This window comes from Roseateles albus (genome assembly GCF_028595345.1).
In the GTDB taxonomy this organism is placed as follows: Bacteria; Pseudomonadota; Gammaproteobacteria; order Burkholderiales; family Burkholderiaceae_C; genus Paucibacter_A; species Paucibacter_A albus.
Map to the genome: position 1 here is coordinate 80178 of NZ_JAQQXT010000017.1, position 22727 is coordinate 102904.

Annotated in this window: 23 protein-coding genes and 1 pseudogene; 15 read left to right on the forward strand and 9 right to left on the reverse strand. The window is 61.9% G+C overall.

Features of this window, described 5'->3' with window-relative positions; translation table 11 throughout:
- Nucleotides 1-28 precede the first annotated feature (28 nt).
- From gmhB to PRZ03_RS21345, 3 genes are read left to right on the forward strand one after another with little or no spacing between them, the layout of a single operon-like run.
- The gene (gmhB, locus tag PRZ03_RS21335; protein ID WP_263534441.1) at nucleotides 29-649 is read left to right on the forward strand and encodes a D-glycero-beta-D-manno-heptose 1,7-bisphosphate 7-phosphatase; all 621 of its coding nucleotides are present in this window, start codon (nucleotides 29-31) and stop codon (nucleotides 647-649) included.
- Nucleotides 649-1443 (forward strand): lysophospholipid acyltransferase family protein, encoded by a 795-nt coding sequence (locus PRZ03_RS21340; RefSeq protein ID WP_263534442.1) that lies wholly within the window; start codon nucleotides 649-651, stop codon nucleotides 1441-1443. Before gmhB ends, PRZ03_RS21340 begins: the two co-directional genes overlap by 1 nt.
- Nucleotides 1444-1455: 12 nt before the next feature.
- Nucleotides 1456-2298 (forward strand): M48 family metallopeptidase, encoded by an 843-nt coding sequence (locus PRZ03_RS21345; RefSeq protein ID WP_273602165.1) that lies wholly within the window; start codon nucleotides 1456-1458, stop codon nucleotides 2296-2298.
- Between the two features lie 319 nt (nucleotides 2299-2617).
- On the opposite strand, the gene PRZ03_RS21350 is transcribed toward PRZ03_RS21345, so the two are convergent.
- Nucleotides 2618-3766: an MBL fold metallo-hydrolase gene (locus PRZ03_RS21350; protein WP_273602166.1), complete on the reverse strand. Its 1149-nt coding sequence runs from the start codon at nucleotides 3764-3766 to the stop codon at nucleotides 2618-2620.
- Between the two features lie 107 nt (nucleotides 3767-3873).
- Between PRZ03_RS21350 and PRZ03_RS21355 the strand changes: the two genes are divergently transcribed.
- Nucleotides 3874-4290 carry a MerR family transcriptional regulator gene (locus tag PRZ03_RS21355; protein ID WP_263534445.1) on the forward strand — a complete coding sequence of 139 codons (417 nt, stop codon included), beginning with the start codon at nucleotides 3874-3876 and terminating at the stop codon, nucleotides 4288-4290.
- A gap of 118 nt (nucleotides 4291-4408) precedes the next feature.
- The gene (locus PRZ03_RS21360; RefSeq protein WP_273602167.1) at nucleotides 4409-7294 is read left to right on the forward strand and encodes a histidine kinase dimerization/phosphoacceptor domain -containing protein; all 2886 of its coding nucleotides are present in this window, start codon (nucleotides 4409-4411) and stop codon (nucleotides 7292-7294) included.
- Between the two features lie 118 nt (nucleotides 7295-7412).
- Here the strand turns inward: PRZ03_RS21360 and PRZ03_RS21365 are convergent, their stop codons facing one another.
- A complete protein-coding gene (locus PRZ03_RS21365) occupies nucleotides 7413-7847 on the reverse strand; it encodes a PACE efflux transporter (protein ID WP_276595332.1) in 435 nt (144 codons plus the stop codon).
- 197 nt (nucleotides 7848-8044) lie between these two features.
- Between PRZ03_RS21365 and grxC the strand changes: the two genes are divergently transcribed.
- Both grxC and PRZ03_RS21375 read left to right on the forward strand, forming a co-directional pair.
- Entirely contained in the window at nucleotides 8045-8308 is a 264-nt protein-coding gene (grxC, locus tag PRZ03_RS21370; protein ID WP_273602169.1) for a glutaredoxin 3, read from the forward strand.
- A 49-nt stretch (nucleotides 8309-8357) separates the two neighbouring features.
- Entirely contained in the window at nucleotides 8358-9023 is a 666-nt protein-coding gene (locus PRZ03_RS21375) for a pyridoxamine 5'-phosphate oxidase family protein (RefSeq protein ID WP_273602170.1), read from the forward strand.
- On the opposite strand, the gene PRZ03_RS21380 is transcribed toward PRZ03_RS21375, so the two are convergent.
- Nucleotides 9016-9915 (reverse strand): LysR family transcriptional regulator, encoded by a 900-nt coding sequence (locus tag PRZ03_RS21380; protein ID WP_273602171.1) that lies wholly within the window; start codon nucleotides 9913-9915, stop codon nucleotides 9016-9018. The two genes, PRZ03_RS21375 and PRZ03_RS21380, sit on opposite strands and share 8 nt — an antisense overlap.
- A 153-nt stretch (nucleotides 9916-10068) precedes the next feature.
- Here PRZ03_RS21380 and PRZ03_RS21385 point away from each other — a divergent pair, with 153 nt between their 5' ends.
- Together PRZ03_RS21385 and PRZ03_RS21390 are read left to right on the forward strand one after the other, a co-directional pair.
- Nucleotides 10069-10617, forward strand: coding sequence for a carboxymuconolactone decarboxylase family protein (locus tag PRZ03_RS21385; RefSeq protein WP_273602172.1), 549 nt, complete (start codon nucleotides 10069-10071; stop codon nucleotides 10615-10617).
- 83 nt (nucleotides 10618-10700) lie between these two features.
- Entirely contained in the window at nucleotides 10701-11177 is a 477-nt protein-coding gene (locus PRZ03_RS21390) for a nuclear transport factor 2 family protein (protein ID WP_273602173.1), read from the forward strand.
- 48 nt (nucleotides 11178-11225) lie between these two features.
- Here the strand turns inward: PRZ03_RS21390 and PRZ03_RS21395 are convergent, their stop codons facing one another.
- Together PRZ03_RS21395 and PRZ03_RS21400 are read right to left on the reverse strand one after the other, a co-directional pair.
- Nucleotides 11226-11765, reverse strand: coding sequence for a cysteine hydrolase family protein (locus tag PRZ03_RS21395; RefSeq protein WP_273602174.1), 540 nt, complete (start codon nucleotides 11763-11765; stop codon nucleotides 11226-11228).
- A 100-nt stretch (nucleotides 11766-11865) separates the two neighbouring features.
- On the reverse strand, nucleotides 11866-12243 hold the full coding sequence (locus PRZ03_RS21400; RefSeq protein ID WP_273602175.1) for a TipAS antibiotic-recognition domain-containing protein: 378 nt from the start codon (nucleotides 12241-12243) through the stop codon (nucleotides 11866-11868).
- A 338-nt stretch (nucleotides 12244-12581) separates the two neighbouring features.
- On the opposite strand from PRZ03_RS21400, the gene PRZ03_RS21405 reads away from it, so the two are divergent.
- The gene (locus PRZ03_RS21405; protein ID WP_273602176.1) at nucleotides 12582-13217 is read left to right on the forward strand and encodes a glutathione S-transferase family protein; all 636 of its coding nucleotides are present in this window, start codon (nucleotides 12582-12584) and stop codon (nucleotides 13215-13217) included.
- Between the two features lie 19 nt (nucleotides 13218-13236).
- On the forward strand, nucleotides 13237-15348 hold the full coding sequence (locus PRZ03_RS21410; RefSeq protein ID WP_273602177.1) for an FAD-binding oxidoreductase: 2112 nt from the start codon (nucleotides 13237-13239) through the stop codon (nucleotides 15346-15348).
- On the opposite strand, the gene PRZ03_RS21415 is transcribed toward PRZ03_RS21410, so the two are convergent.
- Nucleotides 15326-16756 (reverse strand): MATE family efflux transporter, encoded by a 1431-nt coding sequence (locus PRZ03_RS21415; RefSeq protein ID WP_273602178.1) that lies wholly within the window; start codon nucleotides 16754-16756, stop codon nucleotides 15326-15328. The two genes, PRZ03_RS21410 and PRZ03_RS21415, sit on opposite strands and share 23 nt — an antisense overlap.
- Before the next feature lie 185 nt (nucleotides 16757-16941).
- A complete protein-coding gene (locus tag PRZ03_RS21420) occupies nucleotides 16942-18006 on the reverse strand; it encodes a zinc-dependent alcohol dehydrogenase family protein (RefSeq protein ID WP_273602179.1) in 1065 nt (354 codons plus the stop codon).
- Between the two features lie 96 nt (nucleotides 18007-18102).
- On the opposite strand from PRZ03_RS21420, the gene PRZ03_RS21425 reads away from it, so the two are divergent.
- From PRZ03_RS21425 to PRZ03_RS21435, 3 genes are all read left to right on the forward strand, one after another.
- The gene (locus PRZ03_RS21425; protein WP_273602180.1) at nucleotides 18103-18732 is read left to right on the forward strand and encodes a TetR/AcrR family transcriptional regulator; all 630 of its coding nucleotides are present in this window, start codon (nucleotides 18103-18105) and stop codon (nucleotides 18730-18732) included.
- Nucleotides 18733-18960: 228 nt separating this feature from the next.
- On the forward strand, nucleotides 18961-19461 hold the full coding sequence (locus PRZ03_RS21430) for a YHS domain-containing (seleno)protein (RefSeq protein ID WP_273602181.1): 501 nt from the start codon (nucleotides 18961-18963) through the stop codon (nucleotides 19459-19461).
- Nucleotides 19462-19499: 38 nt separating this feature from the next.
- Nucleotides 19500-19787: a BufA1 family periplasmic bufferin-type metallophore gene (locus PRZ03_RS21435; RefSeq protein ID WP_273602182.1), complete on the forward strand. Its 288-nt coding sequence runs from the start codon at nucleotides 19500-19502 to the stop codon at nucleotides 19785-19787.
- A 104-nt stretch (nucleotides 19788-19891) separates the two neighbouring features.
- Here PRZ03_RS21435 and PRZ03_RS21440 read toward each other — a convergent pair.
- Both PRZ03_RS21440 and PRZ03_RS21445 read right to left on the reverse strand, forming a co-directional pair.
- Nucleotides 19892-20740 (reverse strand): annotated as a pseudogene (locus PRZ03_RS21440) (DUF535 family protein); the annotation flags it as partial.
- Between the two features lie 111 nt (nucleotides 20741-20851).
- Complete coding sequence (locus tag PRZ03_RS21445) at nucleotides 20852-21469, reverse strand: outer membrane beta-barrel protein (protein ID WP_273602183.1); 618 nt, start codon at nucleotides 21467-21469, stop codon at nucleotides 20852-20854.
- Nucleotides 21470-22110: 641 nt separating this feature from the next.
- Here PRZ03_RS21445 and PRZ03_RS24135 point away from each other — a divergent pair.
- Nucleotides 22111-22662 (forward strand): TniQ family protein, encoded by a 552-nt coding sequence (locus PRZ03_RS24135; RefSeq protein WP_409993984.1) that lies wholly within the window; start codon nucleotides 22111-22113, stop codon nucleotides 22660-22662.
- Nucleotides 22663-22727: the final 65 nt, after the last annotated feature.

The following is a 22727-nucleotide window of genomic DNA, read 5'->3' on the forward strand; positions in this document are numbered from 1 at the left end:
ATTGATGCGCTCCGACCACAGCCACACCATGAAGCTCGTCATCCTCGGGCGAGACGGCACGCTCAATCAATACCGCGATGACCATGTCAAAGTGGTCGAGGAATTGACCCCGCTGCCGGGTGCCTTGGAAGCGGTGGCGCGGCTCAATCAGGCGGGCTGGCACACCGTGCTGGCCACCAACCAGCCCGGTATCGGCCGTGGCCTGTTGGACATGGCCTCTTTGACGGCCATTCACATCCGCCTGAATCAGTTGTTAGCCGAAAAGGGCGGTCGCTTGGATGCAGCCTTCTTTTGCCCGCACACGCCGGAGGAGGGTTGCGATTGCCGCAAACCTCTGCCGGGGATGCTGACGCAAATTGGCGAGCGCTTTGGCGTTGATCTGGGCCAGGTGCATATGGTGGGCGCCTCACTGCGCGATTTGAAAACCGCACAAGCGGCCGGCTGCATACCGCACTTGGTGCGTAGCGACCGCTTGGGCGATCTTGATGAAAGCCAGCTGGCCGCCTTGCTGGACTTGGTGCCCGGCGCCAAGTTGCATGACAGTCTGAGTGCTTTTGCCGAAGGCCTGATCAACACCGAACGCCGCAACAAGGCCGATGCCCGTGGCGAGTCCCTAGCCCTGAATACCGGTCCTGGAGACCTGACCTGATGCCTCTCTTTTTATCTGCTCTGCGCTCCTTGTTGTTCGTGCTTTTTCTGATCATCACGGTGATCCCCTGGGCGACGGCGGTTTTGCTGATTTCTATCGTCGCCAAAGGTGACCGAGTCTATTGGGCTTGCGCGGCCTGGCTGCGACTGGCGATTTATGGCGCGCGCTATATCTGCGGCGTGCAGTGGCGCTTGCACGGTATGGAGAATCTGCCGGCCGAGGCCGACACCAAATCGGCAGTGATTCTCTTGTCCAAGCATCAAAGCACCTGGGAGGCTTTTGCCTACCCTGCGCTGATGTCCCACCCGCTGGCCTATGTGTTCAAGCGCGAGCTGCTGTATGTGCCCTTCTTCGGCTGGGCGATGGCCCGCATGGACATGATCCATATCGACCGCAGCAAACGCGCACAGGCCTGGGCGAAGGTGGCAGCCCAGGGCAAGCGTTTGGCGGCGATGGGGCATTGGGTGATCATGTTCCCCGAAGGCACCCGTATCGCGCGCGGCCAAAAAGGCGAGTACAAGTCCGGTGGTAGCCGCTTGGCAATCGACACCGGCGTGCCCATCGTGCCGATCGCGGCGACCTCGGCCCGCTGCTGGCCGCGCAAGAGTTTTTTGTTGCGCCCCGGCGTCGTCGATATCTCTTTTGGCAAGCCCATTGCCTCGGTGGGCCGCGAGTCGGCCGAGCTGATGCGTGAGGTGGAGGGCTGGATCGAAGCGGAAATGCGCCGTTTGGACCCCGAGGCCTATGCGCCAGAGGCCTCCAGCGACGCGGCCACGGTCGCCGCCAAGCCCTGACGACTTACCGCCATGCTCAAGCGCCTCGCTCAGCTGTTGCAAGAACCACCGCAGCTGTCTTTGTTTGGTGCGCCATCTCCGCCATCCCCGCCTTCGCCACCCGCGCCCACAGCCCCCCAGGCACGCGTCAAAACCGAGGCCAGTCCCTTGTGTGAGTTGCACCTCGGCGAGCAGCGCGTCGCTTATGAATTGCGGCGCGCGCGCCGGCGCAGCATCGGCTTTGTGATCGGCAGTGAAGGGCTGCGCGTCAGCGCGCCGCGATGGCTGCCGCATGCCGATATCGAGCGAGCGCTGTTGCAAAAATCAGACTGGATTTTGCGCAAGCTGGTCGAGCAGCGCGAACGTGCGCGACGTGTCGAAGCGGCCCGGATCGACTGGCGCGACGGCGGCAGTTTCAATTTTTTGGGCCGGCTGATCTGGCTGCGCCTGGATCCTGAGGCCAGAGGTGTGCGGCTGGATGAAGCCGGCGTGCTGCTCAAGCTGGGCCTGCCGCTGGCAGCTTCGCAAGAGCAGGTCAGGGATGCCGTGCAAGCTTGGCTTAAGCGACAAGCGCGGGCCGCGTTCGAGCCACGCTGCCAACATTTCGCTGCAGCACTGGGGGTTCAGATGACGCAGCTGCGACTGAGCTCGGCGCAAACCCGTTGGGGCAGCGCCAGCGCCGACGGCAGCATCCGGCTGAACTGGCGGCTGATTCATTTCGCGCCCGACATCATTGACTATGTCGTCGCCCATGAATTGGCCCACCTGCGCGAAATGAACCACAGCGCACGCTTTTGGGCGGTGGTCGCTTCGGTCTTGCCCGGCTACGAGCAAGCGCGCAGCCGGCTGCGCGAAGAGTCCATCATTGCCGAGTAGCGGCGCGCCTGGCCTGTTGGCGCAATATCTGAATACCTAGCAAGCACCAAAAGACGCTGGTCTATCCCACCAAAGAGGGGGATTGTGGATTCGTGGCTAGCCAAGCAAACTGTGTGCATTAGCTGTCATCACCTGCATCAAGAGTCTGCGCCGGCGCAGATTCGCTCGAAGGGCCTTTGATCTTCAACAGGCCCACACCCATGGCAAAGGCCTGGTTCGAGTCGGATGCGATAAAAAGGGCCGAGAACCCGTCGTCGTCGAGCTGTCAAAAGCTCAGCGGCGGCGGTTTTTTTTTGGCCGCTCTGCCGGCGATACCAGTTCAGACGGCGCTGAAGCGGTAGATCCCGTCCGCATCCAAGCTGCGTCGCAGTTGCCCACTCAGCCACAGCGCATTCAAATGCGCGACCGACTCGCCCATCGCAAACGTGGTCTGGTGCAGATCGAGCTTGCGCTTGAACATCATGGCCAGCAACTCGGCCGCATGGCAGGGTTTGGCGGCGCAGGCTTGCTGCACCTCGGCCAAGCGGTCGGCGTGGTGTTCGGCCAACTGGTCGATGCGGGCATGCAGGCCGGTGAAGGGTTTGCCATGCGAGGGCAGCACCAAGGTGTCGGCCGGCAGGGCCAGCATGCGCTTCAGCGATGCCAGGTAGAGCGTCAAAGGGTCGGCCTCCGGCTCCACATCGACGACCGAGACATTGGTCGAAATGCGCGGCAAAACCATATCGCCGGAAATCAGCAGACCCAAATCCGGGCAATGCAGGCTGATGTGCTCTGGCGCGTGGCCGTAACCGGTGTGGCAGACCCAGTCGTGAGCGCCGATTTTGATGCTCAGGCCATCCATCAGTCGATGGAAGCTGCTCGGCACGGCCGGCACCATGCTGGGGTAATAGCTGGCACGGCCGCGAATCTTGGCGAGTGAATCTTCGTCCGTCAGGCCGTGGCTGGCAAAGAAGCTCGCCGCTGCCTCGCCGCCCATGCCCACGGTCGAGCCGCTGGCCAGCCGGGCAAGATTGAAGTCGGTTGCGCTGATGGATAGCCGGCATTCACGGTTCGCCCCCAAGCTCACCGGCTTTGCCGCGTCGCCCCCCCCGACGGGGCTGGCCTCGCCTTGGGGCGGCCCTGCGGCGCGGCCGCTCCACCTCTCGGTCAGCCAAGCCGCCAGTCCGATATGGTCCGGGTGAAAGTGCGTGACGATCACGCGCAACACGGGCAGCCCCTCCAAGTGATTGGCGAATACCTGCTCCCAGTTGGCGCGGGTAGCGTCATTGGCGACGCCGCAGTCGACGATGGCCCAGCCATCCACACCATCCACGTGGTCCCGCAGCAACCACAAATTGATATGGTCGAGCGCAAATGGCAGGCCCATGCGCAGCCAGCGCACGCCGGCTGCGATCTCCAGCACGCTGCCGGCAGCGGGCAGCGCGTCGCCCATGGGGTAGAGAAGTTCTGACTCGCGGGGATTGGCCATTTTTTTAGTCAGTTGATGCCCGAGCTACTCGCTTCGCTCGGGCGGTCCGGCACACAAGGTCGTAAACTGACGTTTACGTTAACGTCACTGAAGCTCCCAGTTTAGCTATGAGTACCCAAGCCAGCGTCGCCCCGACCTCCGACAGCAATGGTCGCTTGTTCACCATCACCGAATTGGCGGCCGAATTCGACATCACGCCGCGCGCGATTCGCTTCTACGAGGACATGGGCCTGCTGGAGCCGTCGCGGGCCGGGCGCAACCGGGTCTACACGCACCGCGACCGCACCCGCTTGAAGCTGACCTTGCGCGGCAAGCGCCTGGGGCTGACGCTGCAGGAGATCAAACAACTGGTCGATATGTATGACGCCTCCACCGGCGCCGCGCCGCAACTGAAAGCGTTTTTGCAGGTCTTGCAGCAGCATCGCCAGGCGCTGGAACAGCAACTCGATGACATCGAGATCACCTTGGCCGAAATCAGCCAGCACGAAGAGCGCTGCCAAAGCCTGTTGGCCGAGCGCAAGTAGGCCTGTTTTCGTCGCTAAGATCCGGCTGAATCGATTCCATTCTTCAGCCCATGTCTCTCAGCACAGAAGCCCTCCAGGTCTTGGTCATAGACAAAAGCCTCGGCGAGCGCCAGCCCGAATGAGCGCCTGGCTGGCCCGCCTCGGTATTCGCCAGCAAATCTATGCGCTGGTCTTGCTGGTTTGCTTGCCCTTGGCCGCGATGCTGACTTGGCAGATGGCGTCGGAGTTGGCCCATGTACGTAACGAAGCGGATGAGCGGGTTAAAGAAATGGCCCATGGCCAGGCGGCCAATCTGAGTCGCTACTTCGCGCAGCAAGAAGCTTTTCTGGCCCGCCTGGCCGAGATGCCGGGTATTCGGTCCATGGATCCCGCCGGTTGCGAATTGTTGATGCGCGATCTGGTGGTCTTGGATCCGCGCCTGAGCAGCCTGGTGCTGCGCGACTTGCAGGCCCGACCGATTTGCTCGACCTTGCCCACTTTGGCTCCCGCCACCGAGATGAGTCACTCGGTCGATTTTGTCCAGGCTTTGCAATATGAGGGCTTCACCGTGGGTGGCGTCGAGCCCGGCTTGGTCAGCGGGCACTGGGTTTCGCTGCTGTCATATCCGGTCCGCAACCAGCAGGGCGAGAAAATAGGCCTGCTTCGCATGGTGGTTGACCTGCAAAAGCTCAGCGCCAATTTGTTGGTCGGACTGCCCTCGACCGCCTTGACCACGGTGGTAGATCAGCGTGAAGGCATTGCCATGCGATCCGTCGGTGCCGACAAATACATTGGTCAAGCGGCACCCGGCGCAGGCACCGAAGCCGCAAGGCGTCAGCGTGACGGATTTGTATCCGTTCAGGGCATGGACGGCGTTGTGCGCCGCATGGCCTATCAAACTCTGCCGGGCAGCAACTGGCGGGTGGTGGCGGGCCTGCCCGAGGCCGAGGTCTTGATTGAATTTCATGCTGCCTTGCAGCGGACCATTGTTGCGGGGCTGGCGGTGCTGGTGTTGGCCCTGCTGCTGGCTTGGCGCTTGGGGCTGCGAGTGGCCGGGCCGATAGACCATTTGGCCGACACCGCTCGGCGCGTCGCGGACGGCGATCAGGAGGCCCGCGCTGACCTGTCCGGCAGCGCCGATGTGCGCCAGGTGGCCGCGCAATTCAACCTGATGCTGGATGCCTTCAAGCGCGAAACCCAGGTCCGCGAGCGCGCCTTCGCCGATCTGCAGCAAAGCGAGGCGCGTTTTCGGGCTTTGATCGAGTTGTCTTCCGATTGGTACTGGGAGCAAGACGAGAATTTCCGCTTCACCACCATGACCGGCCTGAATGGCGCCGCGCTTAACAGCTCGCGCCAGTCCCGCCTAGGGAAAACTCGCTGGGACCTGCCTTGGGTGGATATGGAGGAGCAGGTTTGGCATGAGCATCGGGCGCTGCTGGAGCGCCATGAGCGCTTCGATGAGTTTCAGATGAGCCGGATCGAGGCCAACGGGCAACTCGCGGTCTACCTCAGCTCAGGTCTGCCCCGCTTCGATGCCGAGGGCAAATTCCTCGGCTACCACGGCGTGGCCCGCGACGTGACCGCTGCCCGCAGCGCTGCCGCTCTGTTGAGCGCCACGGTCGACCGGTATCAGCAGGTTTTGGCCAATGTCTATTACGGCATCTTGCTGGTCAATAACGACGGCACGGTCGATTACGCCAACCAGACCTTTTGCGATATGTTCGGCTTGAACCGTCTAGCGGCCGAATTGATCGGTATGGACAACGAGCTGATGATGAAGACCGCCAACCTCAGCTTGGCCAACCCCGCAGCGGGCCTGGCCCGAGTGGCTGAATTGCTGAGTCAGGGCATCGCGGTGCACGATGAAGAAGTTGCCTGCACCCATCAACGTACGCTCTTGCGCGATTTCGTGCCCTTGATGATCAATGGCGAGCCGCGCGGGCGCTTGTGGGTGTTCCGTGACATCACCCAGCGGCAAAAAACCGCCCTGGCTCTGCAGCTCAACGAGAGCCGGCTGCGTATGGCCGAAGAGCTGGCCGGCATCGGCAGCTGGGTTTGGCCGGTGGCCAGGGGCGAGCCGGTGTGGTCCGATCAGATGTTCAATATTTATGGCCGCAAGCGGGCCGATGGTGTGCCCGCTTCCGGCGCTTGGAAAGAGTCCGTCCACCCGGACGACCATGAGCGTCTGGCGCTCGCCATTCAAAGTGCCCGGTCTTCGGCCCAGCAGTTCAGCATCGAGTACCGCATCCATAGCCTGGATGGGGGCGAGCTGCGACACATCTCCTCCAAAGTGGTCTCGGTCGCTGACGCCCAGGGTCAGGTCTTGCATGTGTGGGGGGTTGATCAAGACGTCACGGCGCAAAAGCTGGCGCAGCAAGTGTTGCAAACCTCCTTGAATGAAAAAGTTGCCCTTCTCAATGAGGTTCACCACCGGGTCAAGAACAACTTGCAGGTGATCACCAGCTTGCTGAGGTTGGAGGCCAGGCGCAGTGCCGAGCCGGGGGTCAAGACCGTGTTGGAGGAAATGCAGGCGCGCATCCGCTCGATGTCCTTGCTGCATGAGTCGCTCTACCGCAGCGGTATTTTTGCGGCGGTCGATCTGGCCAAATATTTACGCCAACTGACCGGCGAGGCCTTCCGGGCACAGGCTCCGGATGGCGGCATGCTGCGCTTGGTGCTGGATTTGAGTCCGCTGCGAATGAATATGGACCAAGCCATGCCTTGCGGCCTGTTGGTGAACGAGCTGATCTCCAATTGTTTGAAGCATGGCTTTCCACCCGGCAGTCAGGGCGAAGTGCTCGTCTCCTTGCAGCCGCTGGCCGATACCGACTACTGGCGTTTGCAAGTCAGCGACACCGGGCTCGGTCTGCCAGCTGATTTTGAAGTTAGGCGAAAAACATCCTTGGGTCTGCAACTCGCCAGCGATCTGGCCCGTCAGCTCGGCGGTGAGCTGGAAATCGGCCCCGGCCCGGGTGCCAGCCTGGGTGTGAGCTTCAAGGTGCAGCAGGTGGCACAAGAGAAATGAGCTAAGCCGCGAGCGAGGCGTGCAGCGCCAAGGTCGGCTGCGTCGCCAGTGCCTCCCGCTGCATCCACTAGTTCAGCTCCTGGCACTGTGCCGCCTATGGAGACATCTTGTAATTGACTTAAATCTCAGCGTGCGGCGCGGCCGACTGGGGCAAGCCAAAGACACGGTCAAAAGCCCAGGTAAAGGCCAGGGCATAGACGAAGAAAAATACCAACACGCCCAGGTCCGCCACCAGGGCATGGAGCAGCGAGGTATTCAGCCACCAGGCCATGATGGGGACCAGCCACACGACGAGGCCGCCTTCGAACCCAAGACCATGCGCGAGCCTGCGTTTGAAGGAGCGGCCCTTGATGGGTTGCCGGGCTTCCCAGCGCTCGAACCAGCCGTTGAACAGATAGTTCCAAGCCAGAGCCACCGTGGACATCAGAACCGCAAGGCCGAGCGTGGAACTCAAGGCTTGCTCAAACATCAGCGCCAGGGCAGGGCCGACGGCAGCCGCGGCGAAAACTTCGTAGAGCACGGCTTGCACGACGCGGCGAGTTCTTGGGTTCATAAGCGGCCCAGCATAGCGCGCCGGCCTCTGTGCGCCGGCTGTGTGGCCGAACCGCGCGCTTGCGGACCGCCGGTTACGGCGTTGGGGTGCAGGTGATTGTTCCAGTTCTCGCATAGGTGAATTGACGGCTGAGGAGATTCCGTCTGCGGGCGGGCTCCCGCATAGTTCGCTCCTCGCCAAGCCAAAAGGAAATCCTCATGTCGAACGCCGTCACTCTTTTTCACACCTCGACCTGCCCCTACTGCACCCAAGCCGAGCGCTTGCTGGCTCGCCACGGTGTGACCGATGTGGCCAAGCTCAATATTGGCCAAAGCGCCGAGCTGCGCGACCAAATGGTGGAACGCACCGGGCGGCGCACCGTGCCGCAAATCTTCATCGGTAGCCAGCATGTGGGCGGCTATGACGATCTGCTTGAGCTGGAGCGTCGAGGGGATTTGGCGCCCTTGCTGAAAGCCGCCTAGACAGCAGCAAAACAGCTCAAGCTAACTCAATAAAACACTGGAGCCCGCCATGAGCCGCGCCTATGCAGACATTGCCTTCACCGCCTCGGTCCGTGCCATGCAGTCGCGTATGGGCAGCCGTGCGGCTTATGCAGGGCTCGACCATGCGCCCAAGAGCCCTTTGAGTTTGGGCGGGCAAGAGGCCGCCTTCATCCGCGAGCGCGATGGCTTTTACCAAGCCACCGTGAGCGAGACCGGCTGGCCCTATGTGCAGTTTCGGGGCGGGCCGGCCGGCTTTTTGAAGGTCTTGGATGGCCAGACCTTGGGCTATGCCGACTTCCGCGGCAACCGTCAGTACATCAGCGTCGGCAATTTGCAGGGCAATGAGCGGGTCTCGATCTTCTTGATGGACTACGCCAATCAACGCCGTTTGAAGATTCTGGGCAGGGTGCGCTTGCTCAGTGATCCGGCGGACCCTGAATTTTCGGCAACGCTGGCGCGGCTGGAACTGCCCGGCTACCGGGCCCGGATCGAGCGCGCGGCCATCATCAGCGTCGAGGCCTTTGATTGGAACTGCCCGCAGCACATCAGCCCCAAATTCTCCGAGGCCGAGATCGACGAAGGCATTGCACCACTGCGGGCGGAGTTGGCGCGCTTGCGGGCCGAAGTTGCCGAGCTGAAGGGAATGGCAAAGGCCAAGGCGGCGGGCTCCGTGACAGCCGCAGGCCTCAGTTGATCGCAGGGTTGGCGCGCAGGCGCTCGATCGCCAGATCCAGAAATGCCCGCGCCTTCTTGGAGGCATGGCGGCCTTCGCGGTGCACCAAGTGGATGGGCAGATCCGGCGGCTCGAACTCGCCGAGCACGATCTTGAGCCGGCCCGCACGCACATGCTCGGCTACTTGATAAGACATCAGCCGCGAGAGCCCAAAGCCCGAGGCCACGGCTGCCACGGCCGAGTCATTGGTGGTGGTCAGCATGCGTGGCTGCAGCTTGATCAGCTTGGGCTCGCCCTTGTCGAACAGCCGCCATTCCGGCGTCGGCGAGACGGCGTTGGCGGACACGATGCTGTGCTGCGTTAGCTCCTCGGGCGTCTGTGGTGTGCCGTGAGCGGCCAGATAGTCGGGCGAGCCACAGATCACCCGCCGCACCCGCCCCACACGCACAGCCTGCATGCTGGAGTCGGGCAGCTCGCCCAGACGCACCGCCACGTCCACGCCTTCGTCCATCATGTTTACCACCCGGTCCAAGAACCAGCAGGATGCGTTGACCTCCGGGTAGCGCTGCAGGTATTCGGTCACGATGGGGGTAACAAACAGAGCGCCAAACAGCACCGGCGCGGTCAGCGTCAGGCGGCCGCGCGGCGCGCCATGCATGCCGCTGACCGACTCATCCGCCTCGGCCAAATCGGCCAAGACGCGCCGGCAATCCTCGACATAACGCGCGCCCGCATCGGTCACCCGCACGACCCGCGTGGTGCGGGTGAAAAGGCGCACGCCCAGGTGCGCTTCCAGCTCGCTGATCGCCCGCGTGACGGCCGGCGGCGAGATGTTCAGCTTGCGCGCAGCGCCGGCAAAACCGCTGGCATCTACCACGGCCACAAAGACATTGATCAGGTGCAGACGGTCCAATTGTTTCTCCTGGCGTAACGGTGTATTGGTGGCGCAGGTGATTCTAATCAGTAGGTGAATCAAGGACAGTTCAGTCATTCGCTGCAGACGCACAAACTCCGAAACGTGCGCCGACAGACGAATGAGCTCACTTCTCTTCTCAAGGAAATCACCATGTCACGCATCAGCATCCCTTCCGTTGACCAATCCCTCGCCGCTTCCAAGCCATTGCTTGCCGCCGTGCAGCAGCAACTCGGTGTGGTGCCCAATTTGATGAAACTGGTTGGCCACAGCCCGGCCGCGCTGGAAGGCTATCTGGCGCTGAACGGCGCGCTGGCCAAAGGCAAGCTGAGCGTGCAACTGCGCGAGCGCATCGCCCTGACGGTGGCCGAATTCAATGCTTGCGACTACTGCTTGTCCGCCCATAGCTACCTGGCCACCAACGTCGCCAAGATCAGCGCCGCCGAAGTGGCCGCCGCCCGCGATGGCAAGTCCGACGATGCCCGCACCGCCGCAGCGTTGGCTTTTGCGCGCCGCGTGTCTGAGTCGCGTGGTCAGGTGGCCGACGCCGATCTGGCTGCCTTGCGCGCCGCCGATTTCGATGAAGCCAGCGTGGTCGAGATCGTGCTGAATGTGGCGCTCAATGTGCTGACCAATTACGTCAACAATGTTGCGCACACCGACATTGACTTCCCCGTCGTGACGGCCAAGGCGACAGTCTGATATCAAGCTCAGAGCAGGCTCAAGCTTCGGCCGAGTCATGGTGATTCGGCCGAACACTCAAAGAGTCGAGCAGAGGAAACCTCATGAATCTAGAAGCACCCCGTTTGCCGCTGCCGCCATTCACCCGCGAGAGCGCGATTCTGAAAGTTCGGCTGGCCGAAGACGCCTGGAACAGCCGCGACCCGCAGCGCGTGTCTATGGCTTACACGCCGGATAGCCGCTGGCGCAACCGCAGCGAGTTTCCGCGCGGCCGTGAGGAAATCCGGCAAATGCTGGAGCGCAAGTGGGCACGCGAGTCTGATTACCGTTTGATCAAAGAGTTATGGGCTTTTGACAGCCACCGCATTGCCGTGCGCTTCGCTTACGAATATCGCGACGAAGCCGGCAATTGCTTCCGCGCTTACGGCAACGAGAACTGGGAATTTGATGAGCTGGGCTATATGGCCGTGAGGCACGCCAGCATCAACGATCTGCCGATCCAGGCCAGCGAGCGCCTGTTCCATTGGCCTCTGGGGCGCCGGCCCGATGAGCATGCGAGCCTGAGTGATTTGGGGCTTTGAGTCGCCACCGATTCTTGGTGCCCCTAGGGTGTGACCGACCAAAAGCCCTTAATCAATCCTCAGTGCCGCTGCGCTGACTGGCGTGACCCTTGGCCCGAAGCTGGTGATATTGGCCAGCGTTGCGGTGTGGTGGGCCGTGATCTGCGCGGCGCTCAGGATACCGTTGTCTATGGTCGAGTGCCCATCGGAAATCAAGCTGACGGCATAGCCAAGTCCAAGCGCGCGACGCGTAGTGGTGTCCACGCAGAATTCGCTTTGCAGCCCGCAGATGATCAAGTGCTGAATGCCGCGACTTTGCAACTCGGCCTGCAGGGCTGTGTTGTGGAAGGAGTCGGTCGCCGTCTTGGCGATGATGACATCCGTACTGGCGACATTGAGGCCTTTTGCCAAACGCCAACCCTCGCTGCCGTGGTCCAGCGGCCCGCCGCCCTTGGTTTCATGTTGAATCAAGATGACCGGCGCCGCAGCTTCCCGCGCCTTGGCACTGACTTGATTGATGCGGGCTATCAGCCCTTGGCTGTCGAAAGCTGCGTACTCGCCAAAACACAGCGCGTTTTGAACGTCAATGATGAGCAGGGCTGTATGCATGGAAAACCAGGTGAGAGCTGTGAGCTAGACGGCAGCCTGCCTTGCGGCTCGCTGAGTCAAGAATGGAGGAAGGCCTGAGTTTGCAGGCTAGAGCATGGACTCACAGCTTTGCTTGGGCATATTCAAACATGCCGTGCGCAAGGAACTCAACCATTTCGGGATGGAAGCCATTGTGGAAATCGCGCATGCCCTCGTTCTCGGCATAGAACAGGCTCATGCCGATATAGGCCTCCCTGGACGGTATGTAAAAGCGCGAGGCGATGGAATAGTGCCGGGCGATCAGGGCCTGGACCGTCGGGGCCCTAGCTGCTGAGGAATCAATCAGGGGCGCCAATTCTTTGTACAAATTGGCCCAGTCTGCATGCACTTGCTGCCTATCGACATGCGCCCAGTTGTTGGTTTGCTCAAGTGAGAGGCTTTGTTCCTTGAGCATTGCTGCGCGGCACAGCTCGAGGTATTCGCTTGTAGGTTCTTGCATTTCGAGAAATCGTGTCCGGTCAGCAGATTGGATCGGCGATTGTAAGGGTGCCTAAGCGAATGCTAACGATTAAGTCGAGCGGTTTATCTGAGCAAAGGCGGAGTGCCATCACGGACCGCCACATGCGCCTTAAATCATGTGACAGATGAGGCAAGCCGGCGTTCATTCATGGTTTATTCTGTATTTCGGAATAGTGACTTGCTTGTGCCGGGGATTCTATTGGGGGCGTGATAGGAGGACAGTTCAGTCATTCGCTGCACAGCAAGGCAGCGAAGGCAGAAATCGAAACCCGATTGAGCCCCTTTCTTTGTTTCACACCTCATCTTTTGGAGAACCCCATGTCCGCAGCAATCAATCACCCCGTCAAGCTCTACACCTTCCCTTTGTCCGGCCACGCACACCGCGTGCGGCTGGCACTGTCCCTGCTCAACGTGCCGACCGAATTGGTCGAAGTGGATCTGCGCAAAGGCGCGCAAAAGCAGCCCGGCTTTCTGGCCCTGAACCCCTTTGGCCAGGTGCCTGTGATTGAAGATCAAGGCACGGTGGTGGCAGACTCCAACGCCATCCTGGTCTACCTGGCTCGCAAATACGGCAATAACGACTGGCTGCCCGCCGACCCGGCCGGCGAGGCTGCCGTGCAGCGCTGGTTGTCGGTGGCGGCGGGCCTGGTGGCCTTCGGCCCCGCAGCGGCTCGCTTGGTGACGGTGTTTGGTGCCGGCTTCAACGCGACGGAAGTGATCAATCGCGCCCATGGCCTGCTGAAGGTGATGGATGCTGAATTGACCGGCCGCGACTTCCTGCTCGGCGCCAAGCCCAGCATCGCCGACATCGCCAACTACAGCTATATCGCCCATGCACCGGAAGGCAATGTCTCGCTTGCCGACTATCCTCATGTGCGCGCCTGGTTGGCCCGCATCGAGGCCTTGCCCGGTTTCGTCGGTATGCAAAAGACCGCAGTAGGCCTGGCAGCCTGATCAGTAGAAGATAAGCATCATGTCGACCAACGAATTCATCGCCCCAGCGGGCTCGCCCTGGCATAGCGGCGAGCGCAGCATCCACCAGCGCATGGGTAATGCCGCACAGCTGGAATCGTTTGGCCGACGGGTCATCCGGGACTACATGCCCGATCAGCACCGGGACTTTTACAAGCAGCTGCCCTTTATGGTGATCGGCGCGCTGGATGCCCAGGGCCAGCCCTGGGCCAGCTTGATCGAGGGCGAGCCTGGCTTCATGCATTCGCCAGAGCCCAAGCGGCTCGATGTGGGTGCGCTGCCGGGCCGGGGCGACCCGGTGCGCGCCGCCTTGCTGGCCGGGGCGCCGGTCGGCCTGCTCGGCATCGAGTTGCACAGCCGGCGCCGTAACCGCCTCAATGGGCAGGTGCTGGCGGCCGATTCGGGCGGCTTCTCGCTGCAAGTCGGGCATGCCTTTGGCAACTGCCCACAATACATTCAACACCGCGATTTCTCTTTTGCGCGGCCACCCGCCGGCGAGCATCAAGCAGCGCTGGAGCAACTGACTGCGCTCGACGCCGAGGCTCGCGCGCTGATCGCGGCGGCCGACACTTTCTTTGTCGCCAGCGCCCATCCCGGCGGTGAGGCCGACCATCCCTTGCCGACGGTGGACGTGTCGCACCGGGGCGGCAAGCCGGGCTTTGTGAAGATTGCAGGTACTGAGGATTTGCTGCGCATTCCCGACTTCGCCGGCAATATGCATTTCAATACCTTCGGCAATCTCATGCTCAATCCGCGCGCCGGCTTGGTCTTCGTCGATTTCAGCAATGGCGATGTTTTGCAACTGGTCGGCGAGGCCCAGATTCAATTCGATGGCCCGGAGATCGCCGCCTTTCAAGGGGCGGAGCGGATCTGGACCTTCCGCGTCACGCAGGTGCTGCGCCGGCGCGGCGCGCTGGCTCTGCGCTGGGCGCTGCAACAGTTTTCGCCCAACTCCTTGATGACGGGGTCTTGGGAAGCGGCCGAGGCCAGCTTGGCGGCGGCGGCGCTGAAGCAACACTGGCGGCCGTTCAAGCTCGTCCGCGTGGTGGATGAAAGCAGCACGGTGCGCAGCTTCTATCTGGAGCCGGCCGACGGCCATGCCTTGCTGCCCTTCCTGGCTGGCCAGCATTTGCCGATCCGCGTCCATGTGGACGGCACGCCCTTGATGCGCACCTACACCTTGTCGGCCGCGCCGAGCGATGGCTTTTATCGTCTCAGCGTCAAGCGGGGCGGACGGGTGTCGGAGTTTTTGCACGATCAGTTCAAGCTTGGCGATTTGATCGAGGCGCGTGCGCCGCAAGGTGACTTCACGGTCGACGCGCTGGAGCGCCGCCCGCTGGTGCTTTTGGCCGGCGGCATTGGCGTCACGCCGATGCTAGCTATGCTGCGCCATGTGGTGTTCGAGGGCCTGCGCAAGCGCAGAGTTAGGCCGACCTACTTTTTCTATTCGACCCGCCATATTGCCGAGCGCGGCTTCGATGCCGAGCTGGCCGAGTTGGTGCAGCGCGCCAAGGGGGCGGTGCGGGTGCTGCGGGTGACAGATGCGCCGGAGGAGGGCGCCGTCGCGGGGCGCGACTTCGATGTGCTGGGCCGCATCGATATGGCGCTGCTCAAGGCGCAGCTGCCTCTTGACGAAAATGAGGACGACCACGACTTCTTCCTCTGCGGCCCGCCGCCCTTTATGCAGGCCCTGTATGACGGGTTGCGTGATTTGCGCGTTAGCGATGAGCGCATCCATGCCGAGGCTTTTGGCCCGGCGGCTATGCAGCGGCGCCAAGATGTGGCAGTCGCAGTACCGGAGCTGGCGCCGGTGGCCAGCAGCGATGTGGCGGTGCAGTTCGCTGAGTCCAGCAAGGAAGCGCGCTGGACGCCCGCCAGCGGCAGCTTGCTGGAGCTGGCTGAGGCGCGCGGCCTGAGCCCCGAGTTCTCATGCCGGGGTGGGTCTTGCGGCAGTTGCCGCACTCAGGTGCTGGAGGGCGAGGTGACTTATCTGTCGGCCCCGGCCTTCAAGACCGCACCCGGCGAGGCCTTGATTTGCTGTGCGATGCCGGCTGCACCGCGTGATCAAGGTCAGAGCAAGGTGGTACCAATCAAGCTGGTGTTGAAGCTCTAGCACCGGCTTGCGGCAAGTTTTCTCGCGCCACCCGGCGCAGCAACGCCGACAGCGCCACCGCCGCGATGGTCAGGCCGACGATCAGCGCAATCCAGAAGCCGCTTGCCCCCATCGCCTGCCTAGGCGTCCAAGGCAGCCAAGCCGGTGCCAGCCCCAGCACGCAACCCAAGGGCAGGGCAAAACCCCAGAACGCGGTCAGGTGAATCACCATCGGTGCGCGCGTGACCTTGTAGCCGCGAATCGCGCAGCTGGTGGCCACTTGCGTCGCGTCCGAGAGTTGAAAGATCGCTGCAAAGATCAGCAAATGCGCGGCCAGCGCGGCCACGGCCGCGTCGCCGGTGTAGGCCGCGGCAATCTGCTGGCTGCACAAGGCCATGAAGGCCGCCGAAGCGCAGGCCAGGGTCAGGGCCGTGCCCACGCCCACCCAGGAGCGAAAGCGCGCCTGATACGCATCCCCCGCACCCAAAGACTGGCCCACGCGCGTCAGCAGTGCGATGCCCAGACTCAGCGGCAGCATGAACATCAGCGAGGCAAAGTTGAGCGCAATTTGATGGGCGGCCACTTGGGTGGTGCCGAACTTGGCCACCAGCAAGGCAATCAGGCTGAAGGCGCTGCTCTCGGCAAAATAGGTCACGCCGATGGGCAGGCCTAACTTCAGCAGGCTGCGGATCTCGGGCCAGTGCGGGGCCTCCCAATGCGAGAACGGCCAGGTGCTGCGGTAGGCCGGGCTGCGACGCATCCACCACAGCAGGCCGCCCAGGTTGAACCACACACACAGCATCGTGGACCAGGCGCAGCCCAGGCCGCCCAGCTTGGGCAAACCCCAGTGACCGTAAATAAGCAGCCAGTTGAGCAGCACATTCAGCCCTAAGGCGGCGAGCGCGATCATCATCAGCGGCTTGGTCTGGTTCAGGCTGGCGCTATAGCCGTAGAGCACCCGGTAGCAGGCAAAGGCGGGCAGGGCCAGGCTGGTGACGTGGACGAAGCTTTTGGCCAACTCGCGCACCAGCGGGTCCAACTCCAGCAGGTCAAACACAAGGCTGGACAGGTTGATCACGAGGATCGCCAGCAGGCCCAGCCCCAAGGCCTTCCACAAGGCCTGGCGCACCACATGCGGCACCTGGCGAAACTCCTCGGCCCCGACATGATGGGACACGATGGGGCTGACCGACATCATCACGCCCATCAAGGTGATGATGACCATGCTCCAGATCGAGGCCCCCAGCGAAACGCCTGCCAGATCTTGCGCGGAGGCATTGCCGGCCATCGCCACATCGGCGACCGACATGCCTACCGTGGCCAACTGGCCAATCAAAATCGGCCAAGCCAGCTGCCAAAGTGCGGACACTTCGGCCCGGATCTGAGCGCGAGAAGGCTTGGAGTGGGGGTGCGGGTTCAAATGATTCATCGAATAAGGTCGGCAGCGGCCAAGGTTGGCCGCAGTCTTGGCGCGGCTGCGCCGACCGCGATTGTCGGAGCGATTTGCCCCTTGGCCGCAAGCGAGTAGCTGTTTCTCCGCAACAAGCAGTTTCTCGCCGTGCTCATCGAGCCGCGTGGCTAGCGCCGAGCACTGAATAGCCGCCCGGCCAGCCTTCAGAACTCGATCACCAGTTTGCCGAAGTGAGCGGCCGAGCGCAGTCGCTCGTAGGCCTCGGGCACTTGCTCAAAGGCGAAGCCTTGATCGATCACGGGATGCAACTGCTTCTCCGCCATGAAGCGATTCAAACGCTCGAACTGCTCCACCGAGCCCACGCAGATGCCGTTGATGCTGGCGTTCTTGAACTGCAGTGGCAGGATATTGGGCTGCGAGGCGAAGCCGGTCAACACACCGATCTGGGCGATCTGACCGCCGGGCGCAATCGCGTTGATCGAACGGTCATAGGTGTCGGGGCCGCCCAGTTCCAGAATATGGTCGACCCCGCGCCCATCGGTCAAGTCCAGCGTGACGCGGTCCCAGTCGGGTGTGTGCCGGTAGTTGATGGTGTGCCAGGCGCCGAGCGCGCGGGCGCGGGCCAGCTTCTCGTCGCTGGAGGAGGTCACGATCACCCGCGCACCCGCCGCGCTGGCCAGTTGCAGCCCGAACAGCGCCACGCCACCTGTGCCTTGCACCAGCACGGTGTCGCCGGCCTTTATGCGGCCGCGTTCGAACAAGGCATGCCAGGCGGTCAGGCCCGCGCAGGGCAGGGTGGCCGCCTCGGCCAGGCTCAGGTGCTCAGGCACTGCCACCAAGGCGGAGGCTTCGATCACCAGTCGCTCGCGCAAGATGCCGTCGGTCTGCCCGCCGCCCAGGGCGCGGCCCAGGTAGGTAGCCGAGAAGCGGCCCCCGGTCCATTCGGGAAAGAAGTTAGGGCTGACCCGGTCGCCCGCCTTCCACTGACTGACGCCGGCGCCGACGGCCTCGACGATGCCCGCGCCGTCCGATAGCGGCACCAGCGACTTGCCCTCACTGGCGGGCTCTTGCAGTGTCAACAGATCGCGGTAGTTGAGGCTCGCCGCGCCCATGCGCAGCAGCACCTGGCCGGGGCCGACTTCGGTGTGTGCCTCAAAGCCGCTGCTCAATATGCGGCTTGCGCCCTGGGGCCGCAGGCGATAGCTGCGGTCTGCCTTGGCGGGCTGCGCCTGGGTACTTAAGGGCAAGCGATGGGTGTTTGCGTTCATGAGGGATTGCTTCGAGAAGTTATGTACATGTCTGTATGTTATTTCGATGAGGCGAGGCCTGTCAATCAATTGTTTATTGATCTGTACAATAATCGAATGAGCACCGAAGCCCCAAAAATCAAGCGCTCCGCCGGCCGCCCCCGCGCCTTTGATCGTCAGCTGGCCTTGGAGATCGCCCTCGATCTGTTCTGGCGTCGCGGTTTCGAGGGCACCTCGACCACCGAGCTGACGGCGGCCATGAGCATCTCCCAGCCCAGCTTGTATGCGGCCTTTGGCTCCAAAGAGGGGTTGTACCGCGAGGCGCTGGACTTGTATGTGCTGCGCTACGGCGCGCGCGTTCAGCAGTTGCTGGATGCCAAGGCGGCGGCCAAAGAAACCTTGGCCGCGCTGCTGGCTCATTTCGCCCAGCAATACACCGACCCCGGCCATGCGCCGGGCTGCATGATTGCCGGTGGCGCTTTGCAAGGCGGGCCGGCCAGTGGCGAGTTGTTGGCGCAGATGGTGATGCTGCGGCAGGCCGCGCAAGCAGGCATCCGGCTGCGCCTGGAGCGTGCACTCAGCGAGGGCGAATTGCCAAAACGTACGGACGCCGCTGGTCTGGCGGGCTACTTTGCCATGGTGATCCAAGGCATGGCGGTGCAAGCCCATGACGGCGCCACGATGGCCACGCTGAAGCGGCAGGCCAAGCTCGCCATGGCGGCCTGGCCCGATTTTTCGCCGGGCTGAGAGGCGCTGATCCGCGCTCCCGTTCGCTGATTGTTCCGGTATTTGTAATGCTCTCTTGGACCTGGCGGTGATTCTCCAAACAAGCCCTTTCGCGCACAGTTCAGTCACTCGCTCCTGACCGGAGCGATATGAAGAAAGTGCAGTGACGGCGCCCTCCCAAGGGCCCTCGATCTGCGCGACCGACTGTTAGCCATGCTCGTTGATTGATGAGCGCATTTGGAGTTCGCTATGAAAGCTGTTTTTGCCCGCCGCACCTTGCTGGCCGCCATGATCTCGATGCTCGCCGCCTTGGCCGTCATGCCCAATCTCGCCCATGCTTACGACGAAAAGTCGACCAGCGCCTTGAACGTCGACGCCCATAACGTGGCAGTCAAGGGGCATGACGTGGTGGCCTACTTCACCGCCGGCAGCCCGACCGCCGGCAAGGCCGAGTTCACGGCCAAGCATGAGGGCGCGGTTTACCACTTCAGCAGCGCTGCCAACCGTGACGCCTTCAAGGCCAATCCGACCAAGTACGCACCTCAGTTTGGAGGCTTCTGCGCCATGGGCGTGGCGCTGGACAAAAAACTCGATGGCGATCCGAGCGCTTGGAAAATCGTTGACGACAAGCTCTATCTGAATGTCAACAAAGACGTGCAGAAAAAGTGGGTGGAAGACATTCCCGGCAATCTCGCCAAGGCCGGCAGCGCGTGGCCGCTGATCAAGTCCAAGGCGCCTAAGGATTTGTGAGCCCCGGCCGGCTTCAACTTGAAGACAAGGATGTTGCAATGAGTCGCTATCGAAACACAGTGAGTGCGGCGCTGGCTTGTGCCCTGGCCCTGGGCGCGGTGCAAGCGGCCCAGGCGGCAGACGCCAGCAAAGAGAAATGCTTTGGCGTTGCCAAGGCAGGTCAGAACGACTGCGCCAACTTGGCCGGCACTCATTCCTGTGCTGGTCAATCCAAGCTCGACGGCGATGCCGGCGAATGGAAACTGGTGCCCAAGGGGGAATGCAAGCCCATGGGCGGCTTCTCGCTGGCCGAGGCGAAGGTCAAGTTCGCGGCCAAGAAGGGCTGAAACGGTGTCGGCGTAGGGCTCGGCTCTCCTATCCCTGTGCTGCCCAGGCAGCCCACGCCGATAGGCAATACATGAGCCAATGCACCGGCCAAGGAGTCGGCCAAGGCCCGCAAGGTGTCGAAGCGCTTGCGGGCCTCGGAGCGTTTTTTTGACGCAATTCGGCTCAAGTCGGGCGGCGTCAATCCCTCGCAGTCGAGTTGGTAGTCGCCGTCCGCGCGCGTCTGGGCGCCCATTTCGCGCCACAAGGCGTCGTAGTCGGCGAATATCTTGCCCTTGCAGGCGGCTCTGTGGTTGGCCAGGTTGGCATTGCTGACCAGCAAGAGCTTTCGGCAGCCATGCGCATGGCCTAAGTCAGACAGCAGGCGAACCATCAGGTTGACCGGACGCAGCCCATGCAAGTCGCGGGTCGCAGCGCGTATCAAGTCCAAGGCCGCCTTACCCTGCGGCCCTTGCATGCAGCCGATGGCCAGGTTCATCTGCGCGCCTTCGCCAAAGAAAGTGAAGGCGCTCGAATAAATCAGATCGCTGCCCTGCACAAGGCGCAGCACCAATTCGCCCTCGCGTTCGAGCGGGGCAATCGCCGTGATCTCAATGCCGTAGCGCAAGCCGCTCTTGCCCTCGACCTGGCCCAACAGTACCGGTGCTTGCGAGGCGCGCAGCATCAAGCCACCCCAGCCTTGCCGGGCGATGAAACGGTAGTGCGCTTGCAAGACGGCAAGGCGCTGGCGGCAGCTCAGCCGATTGCTCAGATAGGGGCGGTAGATCTTCACCAGCAAGCGCGGATTGAGCTTGACCAAGGCGTGGCCCAAAGGGTCGGCGTTGAGCCAATGCAGCCAGCGGTAGCTGGCTTTGCGGTTGAGGAAGGCACGGAATTGCAGTTTGACGATCTCGCGCCACTGAGCAAGGCAGCTGGTCTCGCTCAGGCCGAAGTGCAGGGTGATCATCTGGGTCATGCTGGATTGAATAACGGTCAGGCCAAGCGGCAGATCAAGCGCTCGACAGGGGGCGGGAGCACCTGCATGGTGACCCCGCCGCCGGACGAGTCGTGCTGCTCGGCGCTGGGCTTAGAACTTGTAGCTGGCGCCGATCGAGAACATATTGACGGCCGCCTTGTCGCCCGCCTTGTTGTACTTGGCGCTGATGTGGTCGAGATCAGCAGTCAAGCTAACTTGCTTGCTGAACGCATAGCTTAGGCCGGCACCGAACAGCGGGGCGATGCTGTTCTTGCTCTCGCTGGCGCCGCTCTTGTAGTTGGCCGTGCCGTGGGTGTAGGCCGCGCCGAGTCGCCCCTTGAGCGTGAAGTCGCCAAAATTGAGCGGCAACACGCCGACGACACCCAGTCCGCCCATCTTGACGCTGCCTTGTGCGTCTTTGCCGCCGAGCTTGAGTGTGCCTTCGCCCCTGCCGGTGCCGAAAGCCATGGCCTCAACACCCCATTGTTCGTACATCATGCCGCCGTAGACCTTGCCGCCGAAATTGGCAGTTTTGTCGCACTTCTGGCCGGCGCTGCAGCTGATGTCGTATTTGCTGTAAAGGCCAATATTGGCGCCGACATAGGCTTCCGGCTGGGACTGTGGGCCCGCTGCGCTGGCGCTGCTGGCAGCTGCCAGCCCCAGGGCCGCGATCAGCGTCGAGACCAAAGTGGACATGGAACGGGAAAACATAGCTTGCTTCTTGAACATCAGAAAAACTCCTAGGTTTGTGCCGCATCCCGGGCCTGCGCAGCAAGGCTGTTTGTGCTGCCTTGCTGCGTATTCGGGAGGCGACGGAAGCCAGTGTTTCCTTGATCGCGACTCAGAGCCAGCGCCTTGATGGATGTCCACTCTGCCGCGCTGATAGGTACTGAAACTCGCTACCCGGCGGGCCGGTTTGCCGAGCTGTCGATAATCCGCAACTGTGTTGTTGTCCACCGCCACAGCCGCCGCCCAAGTTCACCGACCCCTTTCAACACTCGAGGAAGCGGAAAACAAAGTTTCAAAACGTCGCTCCTGGGTTGTTGCTCGAAAGAGCGGTCAATGCGCGCCTTGCATAGTTTCAAAATTTTGACCGGGCGACCGATGTCGTCGAGCAATAACGTAAAACATAGTCTCAAAAGCCACTGTCACTGCTCATGATTCCGTCCTTCCCTTCGGATGCCACCATCTCCTCTATTCATTTGGCATGTTTTCGCACTGGGCGGCATGCGAGCATGAAGTCATCTATCCGAGACACCTACGGACAACAGGGAGACATTCACACTGAATTGGGCTTTAGGGCGAGCTCTTTCAACGAGCACGTCCTCCAAGGCGCCATGGATGTGGCTGAGTTGATGGATCGGCACTCTATGTTTCCACTCATCACAAGCGTCGTCAGTGCTAAGACTGCGGATCGGTGGCGCGAAGCACTAGCACTTGGTGACGGTAAAACCAAGGTGCTTTGCCGTACTCTCTATGATCATGGATTCGAGAAATTGCCTGTTCTACGGCAGTGCCCTACATGCGTTCGAGAAGACGTCAACATCTTTGGGTCAGGTCATTGGCGCGTCATGCATCAGATTCCTGTCATTCGCTTTTGCCAAGTGCATGGAGAGCTTCTGCAAGACCAATGCGCAAGATGTAACACGTCCTTTGTAAAATATTCCGATAGGGTGTTGCCTGGTGAGCCTTGTCCACGCTGCGGAAGCGACGCCGTCTCTTCAAGCTTGTCAAACGCTACAAGCATGGGCTACACCGCATTGGCAAAGTTGATCGAACGAGCGCTTCGTGGCGAGGCCCCCGAGCTTGACCCGCGGATAAGAACCCGACTTTTGCAAAGCCTAATTGCTGCCGCGAATGACGACTGTTGGCGATCACTGAAAACTGACCCACCTGCAAGGGCCGCGATCGCGCAAAACTGACCCATGTATCGACACTGTCCTGCTCAAGGCTGAGCGGGGAATCAGGAGTGATTAACGTGGGCATG